Source organism: Paraburkholderia sp. D15 (genome assembly GCF_029910215.1).
Classification (GTDB): domain Bacteria; phylum Pseudomonadota; class Gammaproteobacteria; order Burkholderiales; family Burkholderiaceae; genus Paraburkholderia.
This window is the reverse complement of sequence record NZ_CP110395.1, coordinates 2,647,874-2,660,775: the sequence shown is the minus strand read 5'-3', so window position 1 is coordinate 2,660,775 and position 12,902 is coordinate 2,647,874. Positions and strand designations below refer to the sequence as shown.

12 protein-coding genes are annotated in these 12,902 nt (G+C 62.7%); 11 read left to right on the top strand and 1 reads right to left on the bottom strand.

Going from position 1 to position 12,902, the window contains the following annotated elements; genetic code table 11:
• Positions 1-221 precede the first annotated feature (221 nt).
• Both LFL96_RS11370 and LFL96_RS11365 read left to right on the top strand, forming a co-directional pair.
• Positions 222-1,178 carry a porin gene (locus LFL96_RS11370; protein WP_348638396.1) on the top strand — a complete coding sequence of 319 codons (957 nt, stop codon included), beginning with the start codon at positions 222-224 and terminating at the stop codon, positions 1,176-1,178.
• Between the two features lie 209 nt (positions 1,179-1,387).
• The gene (locus tag LFL96_RS11365; protein WP_280995346.1) at positions 1,388-2,506 is read left to right on the top strand and encodes a branched-chain amino acid ABC transporter substrate-binding protein; all 1,119 of its coding nucleotides are present in this window, start codon (positions 1,388-1,390) and stop codon (positions 2,504-2,506) included.
• 42 nt (positions 2,507-2,548) lie between these two features.
• Here LFL96_RS11365 and LFL96_RS11360 read toward each other — a convergent pair whose 3' ends face one another.
• The gene (locus tag LFL96_RS11360) at positions 2,549-3,460 is read right to left on the bottom strand and encodes a LysR substrate-binding domain-containing protein (protein WP_280995345.1); all 912 of its coding nucleotides are present in this window, start codon (positions 3,458-3,460) and stop codon (positions 2,549-2,551) included.
• Between the two features lie 380 nt (positions 3,461-3,840).
• Here LFL96_RS11360 and LFL96_RS11355 point away from each other — a divergent pair, with 380 nt between their 5' ends.
• From LFL96_RS11355 to LFL96_RS11315, 9 genes are all read left to right on the top strand, one after another.
• Complete coding sequence (locus LFL96_RS11355; RefSeq protein ID WP_280995344.1) at positions 3,841-4,179, top strand: RidA family protein; 339 nt, start codon at positions 3,841-3,843, stop codon at positions 4,177-4,179.
• Between the two features lie 270 nt (positions 4,180-4,449).
• On the top strand, positions 4,450-5,376 hold the full coding sequence (locus tag LFL96_RS11350; protein WP_348638424.1) for a tryptophan 7-halogenase: 927 nt from the start codon (positions 4,450-4,452) through the stop codon (positions 5,374-5,376).
• Positions 5,373-6,023, top strand: coding sequence for a LysE family translocator (locus LFL96_RS11345; protein ID WP_280995343.1), 651 nt, complete (start codon positions 5,373-5,375; stop codon positions 6,021-6,023). Before LFL96_RS11350 ends, LFL96_RS11345 begins: the two co-directional genes overlap by 4 nt.
• Before the next feature lie 249 nt (positions 6,024-6,272).
• Positions 6,273-7,796, top strand: coding sequence for a sugar ABC transporter ATP-binding protein (locus tag LFL96_RS11340; protein WP_280995342.1), 1,524 nt, complete (start codon positions 6,273-6,275; stop codon positions 7,794-7,796).
• A 132-nt stretch (positions 7,797-7,928) separates the two neighbouring features.
• Complete coding sequence (locus tag LFL96_RS11335; protein WP_280995341.1) at positions 7,929-8,954, top strand: ABC transporter permease; 1,026 nt, start codon at positions 7,929-7,931, stop codon at positions 8,952-8,954.
• 111 nt (positions 8,955-9,065) lie between these two features.
• The gene (locus tag LFL96_RS11330; protein WP_280995340.1) at positions 9,066-10,007 is read left to right on the top strand and encodes an ABC transporter substrate-binding protein; all 942 of its coding nucleotides are present in this window, start codon (positions 9,066-9,068) and stop codon (positions 10,005-10,007) included.
• A gap of 70 nt (positions 10,008-10,077) precedes the next feature.
• Positions 10,078-11,376: an L-fuconate dehydratase gene (locus tag LFL96_RS11325; protein ID WP_280995339.1), complete on the top strand. Its 1,299-nt coding sequence runs from the start codon at positions 10,078-10,080 to the stop codon at positions 11,374-11,376.
• Positions 11,377-11,564: 188 nt separating this feature from the next.
• On the top strand, positions 11,565-12,011 hold the full coding sequence (gene gspI / locus LFL96_RS11320) for a type II secretion system minor pseudopilin GspI (protein WP_280995338.1): 447 nt from the start codon (positions 11,565-11,567) through the stop codon (positions 12,009-12,011).
• Positions 12,012-12,138: 127 nt separating this feature from the next.
• The gene (locus tag LFL96_RS11315; RefSeq protein ID WP_348638423.1) at positions 12,139-12,741 is read left to right on the top strand and encodes a type II secretory pathway protein; all 603 of its coding nucleotides are present in this window, start codon (positions 12,139-12,141) and stop codon (positions 12,739-12,741) included.
• Positions 12,742-12,902: the final 161 nt, after the last annotated feature.

The following is a 12,902-nucleotide window of genomic DNA, read 5'->3' as shown; positions in this document are numbered from 1 at the left end:
GAAGCGACTCGCCAATCGCGATGCCGCGTCGTGATCCTTCACGCCATAAAAAACTTCATCAATGATGCGTCGGTTCGCAGGAATCGGCGCGCTTTCAGGCAACAGGAGATTCAACTATGTCGTACCGTCAATTCGCGCTGACGTGCGCCGCGGCGCTTTGCAGTCCACTTGTCTGCGCGCAGTCTTCAGTCACGCTGTAGGGCCTCGCCGATGCCAGCCTCGTGTATCAGACGCACGCCGACGCGCAGGGAAAAAACGCTTTGTTCATGAGCAACGGCGCGATCAACCACAGTCGCTTTGGTCTGATCGGCAACGAAGATCTCGGCGGCGGCAACACCGCGTTCTTCCAGCTCGAAAGCGGCTTCAATCTGCAGGACGGCACGATGTCCGCGGCGAACACGCTGTTCGACCGCATGGCGATCGTCGGGCTGAAGGGCGGCTTCGGGTCGCTGACGCTTGGCAATCAGGACACGCCGTTCTATCTGGCAATGGGTTCGCTCGATCCGTTGACCGTCGGCGATTACTACGATACGTCGTGGTGGTTCGGAACCGACACGTTTCGCAAGCCGAGTTCGGTGAGTTATTCGAAAACGGTGGGCCCTTTCACCGCCACACTGGGGTATGGCGTCGGCGGTGTCGCGGGAAGCATCGCACGCGGTTCGCAATGGGGCGTCTCGTTGAACTACACGCAAGGGCCGGTCGCGCTCACGACGGTGTATCAACAGACGAAAGCACTCGGCGTCGGCGGAATGCAGCAGATTGTCGGTGCGGCGGCGTCGTACAAGTACAGCGATGCGACGTTCTACGTGGGCTATCAGAACAATCACGATAGCGCGGGCATCGCCGACTCGCAGTTGAACATTGCGGGTGCGCCCTACGGTACCGCGAACGTCACGCGGCGGGATCAAGGCGCTTTTGCCGGCGTGTCATGGCAGATCGCGCCGACCGTTCTACTGCGCGAGGCGTATTACTACGATGACATGCGCGATACGATGAAGATCGCCGGCAACAATGGGGTGCGCTGGACGGCGGTGTCGGAAGCGGAGTACTTTCTCTCCAAACGTACCAGCGTGTATGCGCAGTTCGATTACAACCACACCTCAGGCGCGGCGCGAGTCGAACTGCCGGATTCGAACAACCAGGCGGAGTATGCGGTCGGTCTGCGCCACTGGTTCTAGGCGGCGTGCTTTCATGACTGATATGACTGCCTGATTTTATGACCGGCGCCAGGTGTTTTATCGGGCGTCCCTCTCCGACGGAGTGAACTATTCAGCGAATCTTCACCGGGCCGCCATCGGCCGTCACGACAACACAGGGTCGTCGTATCTGTCGTCGTTGCGACGATTCGCTGAATGTCGCCAGACGCACGCGCCGGTCTTTTTTCTGGTTGATAGCGATCTTGCTGCTGGTCGCCGCCGATTGCCGCGCGGCGACCAGCGAAGTCGTGAAGATCGGTTTCGCGGCGCCGTTGACCGGACCTCTTGCACAGTACGGCAAGGCAACCGAAGCAGGCGCGCAGCTTGCCATCGCCGAACTCAATGCGAAGCCGGTGCGCGTGAACGGCCAGCCCGTACAGCTTGTTCTCGAGTCGCGTGACGACGCGGGCGATCCGCGCACGGCAACCCTGGTCGCGCAGTCGTTCGTCGACGATCGCGTGGTCGCCGTGGTCGGCCATATGACGTCGGGCACCTCGGTGCCGGCATCGCGCATCTACAGTCATGCGGGCATCGCGCAGCTTTCGCCTGGCGCGACGAGTCCGGTCTATACCCACCAGGGTTTCGCGACGGCGTTCCGCCTCGTCCCCACCGATGCGAGTCAAGGCGCGGTGCTCGCGAAATACGCGGCGCACACGTTGCACGTGCGAAGCGTCGTGCTGGTCGACGATCAGAGCGAGTACGGCAAGAGTCTGGCGTCGGCGTTCGAGCAGACCGCACGGGAGAACGGCATCACGGTGTTTCGGCACGAGGCGGTCAGCGCGTATGCGATGGACTTTCGTGCGCTGCTGACCACGTTGAAATCCGCGCGGCCGGACGCGATCCTGTTTAGCGGTTACATCAACACGGGTGTCCTGTTCGCGCGGCAGGCGCATCAACTCGGCCTGCATGCGATGCTTCTGGGTGGCGATGGTCTGTGCGACGACGCGCTCGCGAGTCTCGTCGGCCGTGGGGCCGATGGTCTGATCTGTTCGACCGCCGGTGTCGACTATCGCCATGGCGAGCGCGGCGCGGCATTCGAGCGTCACTTCATCCAGGCGTTCGGTACGGGTTCGAGCGGCTTCGCACCCTATGCCTATGACGCGATTTACCTGATTGCCGACGCGATGACACACGCGAATTCCACGCAGGCCGCACGCATTTTGCAGACCTTGCCGACGGAGTCCCTGGATGGCGCAACAGGACGCATTGCATTCGACCGTTACGGCGATCTACGCGATCAGGTGATCACTATTTATCGCTACCACGCCGGCAAACGCGACGCCGTGTTCGTCGATACAGGATCGAAGTGAATCGGGCAGGGCGCAGCGAGCGCGGCGCCGGATGTTCACGCTTCAAAAAGTAAATGACTCGACGTGCCGCCTGATCTGCTCGACAAACATTTCCAGCGCTTTTCTCGCGGCCGTGGTGAGGGATTTCCCGCTTGGGTAGATCGCATGAATGATTCCAGGGGCCGTCGTCCAGTCAGGTAGCACGCGTATGAGTCTGCCGGCCGAAATATCGTCGACACACGCCAGCGCCGGCAGCGCGGCAATACCGAGTCCCTTGAGCGCGGCCCGACGCAGCGTGGGTAGATGCGTGGTGGAGAGCCGTGGCGTGAACTCCAGATTCAACGAACGGGTGCCGTCCTGCACCTGCCAGCTGGCACGCGGCTGCTTCTGTCCGAACGCGAGGCATGGCCAGTTCCGTAACTCCGCTGGCGATGCGGGTGGCGCGGACGATCCGAAAATCTCGGGATTCGCGACGAGTGCGTAAGGCGCTTCCGCGATTTTTCTGGCGACGATATTCAGATCCGGCAATGGGTCGAAGGCGACGTGAATGATGATGTCCGCCGAGTCGACGCGCGGGTCGAGAACGGTGGTGTCCGTGTCGATGTGAATTCTGATTCCCGGATTGTTCAGTGTGAATGCCAATGCGACATCTTCGGCCACCTGCTCGCCGAGTAGCGGTGGAAATATGATATGTAAAAAGCCATCCGGTACGGTTTTGTGTTTTTCGGCGAGAAAAAATATTTCGTCCGCTTCTTTGGCGATTTTTTGACAATGATTCAGACATTCATGTCCGAAATTGGTCAATTGCAATTCGCGGCCCGTTTTGTTGAACAGGGCAAGACCCAGACTTTCCTCCAGGGCGGCGAGACGTCGCGCAAGCGTCGATTTCGGAACGCACAGGTGGCGGCTGGCCACGCTGAAACTGCCGCTTTCCGCGATCGTTTTGAAGAGATACATGTCATCGATGTTGCCCACGCGGCCGTCCCGTTTTTTAAAAGCCAGAGTCTCAATTTTGAGGCTATGCGGGAATAAGTCAATGGTTTGAAAAATAAAGAACGATTGTGTGGACGATATTAATCTTGCCGTCTCATTTTTGAAAAAACGGAAGCTCAAATCTGGAGCGTCTGGGCGGCATTGAAGTCTTTAAAATGAAGGCCACGGGCGCTGGTTGATTTTTATCGAATTTTCGATCCGCCGCGAATCAGGCGTGTCGATCAATTCGTGGTGCGCGTGTCTTTCGTCGCTTGTTATTTACTGTTAATGGATAATTTATGTCTGCATCCGGTAACCTTCTTACCCGTATTTATGCAACGCCCGAATCCGCAAGGATTCCCGGTGTTCCCGATGGTGTCGTCGTGGAGAAGGGCCGACAGGTCTATCTGTCGGGGCATGTTCCCTTCAACGACGATGGGCAGGTCCAGCCGCCCGATTTCCGCGCCCAGGTGGTTCAGGTGTTCGAGAATCTGAAGCGCACCATGGCGCATGCAGGCATCGAACCGCGTCATCTGGTGCGGATCGCCATCTATGTATGCGATCTCAAGACCGAGCATCTGCCGGTCATTCGCGATGCCCGCAGTCTGATCATCGACCCGGACAACCCGCCGGCAAGCACGTTGATCGGCGTCGAATCGCTGTTCAAGCCTGATGTGAAATTCGAAGTCGATCTGATCGCCGTGCTGCCTGACAGCAAGTAACGACTTCGACATTGCTGTTGTCGTCACGGACGCGCGCTCGCCCCGCGCGTCTGTCCTGCCGCATTACGGATCATCCAGATATCTCAAAACAAGCTGTTCGTTCGATGGGTTTATCGCAAAAAAATTGCCCTGTTTAATAGCGCGATTCCCGGTGTGAACGAAACGGTCGGACAGCGTCCCGATTGCGCTTCGACGTGCTGGGGATAAACGGGTCGGGCGCGGCATGGCGTTCAGTCAACGCGCCGGAGGCCGACACCTGAGAACAGCTATCTGGATGAGAGGCGTGATGATCAATACAAGGCCGATCTTTTCATCGACTGTTCCGGGTTCAAGGGGCTGTTGATCGAGCAGGCCATGTCGGAGCGTTTCCTGTCCTTCTCGGACGTGCTGGTCAATAACCGGGCCGTTGCCTTGCGTGTCGCGCGGGAAGACCGGGAACGCGTAGAGCCCTACACGACCGCGATGACGATGACCGCCGGATGGCGCTGGACCATCCCGCTCTACAAAAGAAACGGTTACGGCTACGTGTATTGCGATCAGTTCATCTCGCCGGAGTCGGCGGAAAGGGAGCTGAGGCAGTCCATTCCCGTGGACACGACAGACTGCACGGCCAATCACATCAAGATGCGCATAGGCCGGCGGGAGCACTCGTGGGTCGGGAATTGCGTCGCGATCGGGTTATCGAGTGCTTTTGTCGAACCGCTCGAATCGACGGGGATATTTTTCATTCAGCACGCAATCGAGCAGTTGGTCAGATTCTTCCCGGACGCGCGTTGGGATGATGAACTGCGTGACGAATACAACCTGCGCGTGGCTCGCGCGGTGGACGGGGTAAAGGAATTTCTGGTGCTGCATTTTCATGGCGCGAAGCGCAACGATACCGACTACTGGAAGGCGATGAAAAACCGGGGACTGCCGGACGGGTTGCGCATGCGCCTGAAGACCGCATCGAATCATCTGCTGGACAGCGAAACGATTTATCCGCACTACCACGGTTTCGAGCCGTATTCGTGGAACACGATGATCCTGGGATTGGGCCTCGGGCCTGCCAATGCACGTCCGGCCGTTCAAAGAATGACGAGCGACGAGGCAGCGGCGGTGTTCGAACGCATTGCCCGGGAAGGACGGCGCTTGCAGGACGAACTGCCTTCCTGTCATGAGTATCTGCACTACATCCACAACCCGTCCGCGCGATGATCGATCTTTACTTTCTCGGCAAGGGCCTGACCGGATTGATCATCACCTGCATCGTGCTGATCGCGATTCCAGGGCCGAGCATCATGTTCCTGGTGGGGCAGGCCATTTCCTCCGGCCGCAATACGGCGCTGCGAGGCGTCCTCGGTAATGCGTTGGGCACGTATGCGGTGGCCGTCGTTCTCGCGGCGGGGATCGGCACGGTGCTCGCGCAATCCGGCTTCTTCGTCGTGCTCGCGCGGTTTATCGGCGCCATCGTGCTGGCATGGATCGGCTTCATGTATATCCGGCCGAAGGCGCCGTTGAAGGTCGGGATCCATCCGGCAACAGGGCCCGGCGGGAAGATGAGGCGCGCGTCCTTTCTTTCGGGTTTTATTGTCGGCGCGACGAATCCCAAGGCGCTCGTGATCTTCGGCGCGATTTTGCCGGGCTTCATACCCGATGCGGATAATCCGGTCGGGACGTTGCTGGCCTATTCGCTCGTGCCGGTGGGACTGGGTATCGTGATCGATTCGATCTGGGTGTGGGTGGCGCATGCGGTGAGCTCACGCGCCCGCACGCTCAACGAACGGAAAATTCACGTTGCCGGCGGCTGTTTGATGATTCTGATGGCGTTGCTGCTGATCAAGGAGGCGGTGTCGTCCGCATGAGGTGTATTGAGGTGGTCTCCACCCAAACCCCACGTTAACCCCCACCCCCGGGAACCCCCCACCTTGAGCCGCCACCACCGGGCAACGTAGAATCGTCAGACGTCGATTTGGGAGTCCAGCAATGCGCCTGGTTTCTCGTTGCGATTACCGTCTGCCGGCCCGGCCACGCCGGGCTCTCGCTTGCTCCCGGTCCGCTTTTCCAGCGGAGCCCGCCGGCCACCGCGCATTCCGCCGCGGCCGCTGCGCGCAATGACCCCGCTCATCGCCATCCGCCAGCTCAGCAAGCGCTTTCCCGGCGTACGCGCGCTGCACGACGTCCAGTTCGATCTGATGGCGGGCGAAGTCCACGCGCTGATGGGCGAGAACGGCGCCGGCAAGTCCACCTTGATGAAGATCCTCGCGGGCGTCTATCAGCGCGACTCGGGCGACATCCTGCGCGACGGCCAGCCGGTCGATTTCCAGAGTCCGCGCGAGGCCCAGGCCGCCGGCATCGGCATCATTCATCAGGAGCTGCAACTGATGAATCATCTGAGCGTCGCGCAGAACATCTTCATCGGCCGCGAACCCCGTGGACGGCTCGGCGTGTTTCTCGACGAGGACAAACTCAATGCGCAGGCGCGCGAGATCCTCGATCATCTGCACGTCACGCTCGATCCGCGTGCGATGGTCGGCGCGCTCACCGTCGCGCGGCAGCAGATGGTGGAGATCGCCAAGGCGCTGTCGTTCGACTCGCGCGTGCTGATCATGGACGAACCGACCTCCGCGCTGAACGACGCGGAGATCGCCGAACTGTTCCGCATCATCCGCGAACTGAAGAGCCGGGGCGTGGGGATCGTCTACATCTCGCACAAGATGGACGAACTCAAGCAGATCGCCGACCGCGTCACCGTGTTGCGCGACGGCGAATACGTGGCCACCGTGGCCGCGGCGGACGCGAGCGTGCAGACGATCATCGGCATGATGGTCGGGCGCACGCTGACGGACGTCGAACCGCGGCCGGTGCCCGATGAGAACACACCGAACAAGGAGATCGCGCTCGAAGTCCGGCATCTGAACGCCGGGCCGCTGGTGCGCGATGTCAGCTTCACGCTGCGCCACGGCGAAATTCTCGGCTTTGCCGGCTTGATGGGCGCCGGCCGCACGGAAGTGGCGCGCGCGGTGTTCGGCGCCGATCCCGTCGAGTCGGGCGAGATCGTGGTGCGCGGCAAGCCCGCCGCGATCCGCCAACCGAGCGACGCGGTCGCGCACGGCATCGGTTACCTGTCCGAAGACCGCAAGCGCTACGGTCTCGCCACCGGCATGGACGTCGAGTCGAATATCGTGATGTCCAATCTGCGCAAGTTCCTGTCGTTCAACTTCTTCCTGCGCCGCGCGCGGATTCGCCGCACCGCCGCGCATTTCATCGATCTGCTGGCGATCCGCACGCCGTCCGCGACGCAGCCGGTGAGGCTACTGTCGGGCGGCAACCAGCAGAAGGTCGTGATCGCCAAATGGCTGGAGCGCGACTGCGACGTGTTGTTCTTCGACGAACCGACGCGCGGCATCGACGTCGGCGCGAAAAGCGAAATCTACAAGCTGCTGCGCGCGCTCGCGAACGAGGGCAAGGCGATCGTGATGATCTCGTCGGAGCTGCCGGAAATCCTGCGCATGAGCGACCGCATCGTGGTGATGTGCGAAGGACGGATCACCGGCGAGCTGACGGCCGCGCAGGCGTCGCAGGAGAGCATCATGCATCTGGCGACGCAGCGCGACCCGCTGAAGACGGCGGCTTGAGAAGTAAACGCAGGGCAAAGGCAGAGCAAACGCAGAGCAAAGGCAGAGCAAACGCAGAGCAAAGGCAGGGCAATAACAAGTGACGGAAATCAGCCACGAGAATCATCCACAAGGATCGTTCGAGAGACGCTTATGACATTGCCATCGGATACATCGGCGCTAGCGGGCGGCGCGCGCGCGGCTGGGCTCAGGGCGCGGCTTTTCAAACCGGCCGCGCTGCAGAAGCTGCTCGCGTTCGCGAGTCTGATCCTGCTGCTGGCGTTTTTCAGTTTCGCGTCGCCGGCCTTCATGCAGATCGACAACATTCTCGGCATTCTGCAGGCGACCGCGGTCAACGGCGTGCTGGCGATCGCCTGCACGTTCATCATCATCACGGGCGGCATCGATCTGTCCGTCGGCACGCTGATGACCTTCACCGCGGTGATCTGCGGCGTGTTCCTCACCAACTGGCATCTGCCGATGTGGACCGGCGTGCTTGCCGCGATCGGCACGGGCGCGCTATGCGGCACCATCTCGGGCACGCTCACGGCGAAGATGAAGATCCCGCCGTTCATCGCGACGCTCGGCATGATGCTGCTGCTCAAGGGGCTCTCGCTGGTGGTGTCGGCCGACAAGCCTATCTACTTCACCGACACGGAAAACTTCTACCTGATCTCGCAGGACTCGCTGATCGCGCACGTGCTGCCCAGCGTGCCGGTGCCCAACGGCGTGCTGATCCTGTTCATTCTCGCCATCGTCAGTTCGCTGACGCTGAACCGTACCGCGCTCGGCCGCTACACGTTCGCGCTCGGCAGCAACGAGGAGGCGGTACGGCTCTCGGGCGTCAACGTCGACCGCTGGAAGATCGGGATCTATGCGCTCGGCGGCGCCATCTGCGGGATCGCGGGGTTGCTGATCGCGTCGCGCCTGAACTCGGCGCAGCCGGCGCTCGGTCAGGGCTATGAACTCGAGGCGATCGCCGCGGTGGTGATCGGCGGCACGTCGCTGAGCGGCGGCTCGGGCACGATACTCGGCACCATCATCGGCGCGTTCATCATGAGCGTGCTGACCAACGGGCTGCGCATCATGTCGGTCGCGCAGGAATGGCAGATCGTCGTGACCGGTCTGATCATCATTCTCGCGGTCTATGCCGACATTCTTCGGCGCAGCAAGCGTTGATGCGCGGTGACGTCGCGGGCGTCAAGGAAAGCGGAAAAAAGCGGGCGCACGCGATGCTTCACGCGCCCTGAACAGCAGAAGGAGAAGGTCAACCTTAGGAGGAGAGATGCCATGTTGAATCGAAGACTGTTCGGAGTTGCGCTCGGGCTGGGCGCGTTGATCGGCGCAGCGAACCCTGCGTATGCGGAAGACCCGTACATTCCGCTCATCTCGAAGGGCTTTCAGCATCAGTTCTGGCAGGCCGTCAAAGCCGGCGCCGAGCAGGCGGCGCAACAGCAGCATGCGCGCATCACCTTCGAAGGGCCGGAAACCGAGGCGATGGTCGACAAGCAGATCGACATGCTGTCGGCCGCGCTCGCCAAGAAGCCGCAGGCGCTCGGCATCGCCGCGCTCGACAGCAAGGCGGCGATTCCGCTGTTGCGGCGCGCGCAGGCCGCGAAGATTCCGGTGATCGCGTTCGACTCGGGCGTCGACAGCGATATTCCGCTGACCACCTGTGCGACCGACAATCTCGCCGCCGCCGGACTCGCCGCCGACAAGATGGCGGAAGCGATCGGCAACGCGGGCGAAGTCGGCCTGGTGGTGCACGACCAGACGAGCCGCACGGGTATCGACCGGCGCGACGGCTTCCTGAACGAGATGAAAGCGAAGCATCCGAACATCAAGATCGTGTCGGTCCAATACGGCGGCGGCGATCACCTGAAGTCCGCCGAAATCGCCAAGGCGATGATCCAGGCCAATCCGAACCTGAAGGGCATCTTCGGTTCGAATGAGGGCTCGGCGGAAGGCGCGGCGATCGGCGTGAAGGAGTCGGGCAAGAAGCTGGTGCTGATCGGTTACGACTCGGGCAAGGAGCAGAAGGACGACATCAACTCGGGGCTGATGCTCGGCGCGATCACGCAGAATCCGGTCGGCATCGGCAAGTGCGTGGTCGATTCGGCGATGAAGGCCCTGAAGGGCGAGAAGCTGCCGAAGAAGGTCGATACCGGTTTCTACTGGTACGACAAGACCAACATGACCGATCCGAAGATCGCCGCGGTGCTGTACGACTGAGCCGCCGCCTTCCGTCCGCGCCGCGCGGCGCGGACGGACACCGATACCTGCCGCCGAGGAGGGCGTTTCAGTGACCACCATCACCCGACTGTCCGTGCGGGACATCCGCTTCCCGACCTCGCGCTCGCTCGACGGCTCCGACGCGATGAACGCCGCGCCCGATTACTCCGCCACTTACGTGACGCTCGAAACCGATGCGCCCCAGGCGCTCACCGGGCACGGCCTGACGTTCACCATCGGCCGCGGCAACGAGATCTGCGTGGCGGCGGTGCAGGCGCTCGCGCCGCTGGTGGCCGGCAGGACCCTCGAGGACATCGCGGCGGACATGGGTGCGTTCTGGCGCGCGCTGACCTCGGACAGTCAACTGCGCTGGATCGGCCCGGACAAGGGCGCGATCCATCTGGCGACGGCGGCCGTCGTCAATGCCGTGTGGGATCTGTGGGCGAAAGCGCGGAACAAACCGGTGTGGAAGCTGCTGGTCGACATGAGCCCGGAAGAACTGGTGCGCTGTCTCGACTTCCGCTACGTGACGGACGCGATCACACCGGAAGAAGCGATCGCGCTGCTGCATCGCCACGCCGCCACGCGCGCCGCGCGCGAAGCGGAAATGCTCGCGCAAGGGTATCCCGCCTACACGACCTCGGCCGGCTGGCTCGGCTACGACGACGACAAGATCCGCCGCCTCGCGCGCGAAGGCGTCGCCCAGGGCTGGACGCATTTCAAGCAGAAGGTCGGCGGCAACCTCGACGAAGACATGCGCCGCGCGCGCATTCTGCGCGAGGAGATCGGCGCGCAGCGCAAGCTGATGATGGACGCGAACCAGGTGTGGGACGTCGACGAGGCGGTCGCCAACATGCGGCGTCTCGCGCAGTTCGACCCCTGGTGGATCGAGGAACCGACCAGTCCCGACGACGTGCTCGGCCACGCGGCGATCCGCGAACGTCTGAAACCGATCGGCGTGGCGACCGGCGAACATTGCCAGAACCGCGTGATGTTCAAGCAGTTGCTGCAGGCGCGGGCGATCGATTTCTGCCAGGTGGACAGTTGCCGGCTGGGCGGCCTGAACGAAGTGATCGTCGTGCTGCTGATGGCGGCGAAGTTCGGCGTGCCGGTGTGTCCGCATGCGGGCGGCGTCGGTTTGTGCGAGTACGTGCAGCATATTTCGCTGTTCGACTACATCTGCGTGTCGGCGTCGCTGGAGAACCGGGTGCTCGAATACGTCGATCATCTGCACGAGCATTTCATCGATCCCGTGGTGATCCGCCACGGACGCTACATGCCGCCGCAACGGCCCGGCTACAGCATCGAAATGCACGCGGCCTCGCTCGATCAGTACGCGTTTCCCAACGGCGCGGCATGGCAGCCGTGAGCCGGGCGCGGGGTGGGATGGTCGAGCAGGGCAGGACGGATGAATCGCGGCGAGCGTGCTGTCGCCTGCCGTCGGCTGCTGTCGCGAATGGTGCGTAGCATTCGACACGCGCTTGCCACAGGCCCGCGTTAACGTCGCCGGACGGTAGCTTTTCTTCCTGTACGACCGTCTCTTCCGCGGGGAATCCCATGCGTGTCCTTCCGAACGGGCGCGTGCCGCGCGTCCCGTCATGGACGCGGGCGGCGCGCGGGCGCCGCGACGCCGGCGCCCGGCGCGGCTTCACGCTCATCGAAGTGCTGATCGCGCTGGCGATCGTCGCGATCGCGCTCGGCGCGGTGCTGCGTGCCACCGGCGCGCTCGCCACCGGCACCGACGACGCCCGCGCGCGTCTGCTCGCGCTATGGAGCGCCGACAACGCGCTCGCCGCGATCCGCATTTCCTCGGCGTGGCCGCCGGTGGGACGCACGACATTCGCGTGTCCGCAGGGCGCCTACCGCTTCGTCTGCCGCCAGGTCGTGACGGCGTTCCAGAGTCCGCTGGTGCGGCAGGTGACGGTGAGCGTGTTCGCGTCGGCGGCGAGCCGCAACGTGCTCGCCGAAGCGGCGACCGTGGTGCAGGATGAAGCGCGTCACTAGGCGGCGCGCGGCGGCGCGCATGGCCGGCATGACGCGCGGCGCCGGGGGGCGCTTCAGGCGTCCCCTCGTGCGCCGCTTCGAACGCCGCTTCGAGCGCCGCGGCACACACGGCTTCACGCTGATCGAGATGCTGGTCGCCATCGCGCTGCTCGCGGTGATCGCGCTGCTGTCGTGGCGCGGTCTCGACGCGACGATTCGCGCGCGCGCCGACATCAATGGCAACCTGGCGCAGACGCGTCTGATCGGCCGCTACTTCTCGCAACTCCAGTACGACCTGCTCAATCTCGTGACCGCCGACGAAGTGTTCGGGCCGCCGCTGCGCATGCGGCCCAACGAACTCGTGCTGGTGCGGCATGTCGGCGTCGACAGCGGGCCGACCCAGGTGCAGGTGGTGCGCTACCAGTTGAAGGGCCGCGAACTCACCCGCAGCGCGTCGCAGCCGCTCGGCTCGCTCGCCGATCTCGACGACGCGCTCCAGCACATGGACCGCTTCGCGCGCATCGTCGTCAGCGACGACGCCCACGCGATGCAACTCGCCGTGTGGCTCGCACCGGACGGCTGGACACCCAGCCAGCCCGCGGTCGAGGCCGCGTACACGCACTTTCTGTCGCAGCATGGCATCAGCAACCTCACGTCGCTCGGTTTGCCGTTGCCGCGTGGAGTTCGCTTCACCGTGTCGCTGGGTAGCCCGCCGGTCGAATTCGTGCGGACGATTCCGATCGGACAATGAAAAATCCCGCATGCTGGGTAAATAAAATGCCCGATGCATATCCATGCGCGATCGAGGAAATGTTCCGTAACTTTCGTCATACGGCTGTTATTGCCTGTCCGCTAGTCTCGGTATGAAGCAGTCACTGGCAACGCCCGCTCGCGCTACCGCGAGCGCGGCGC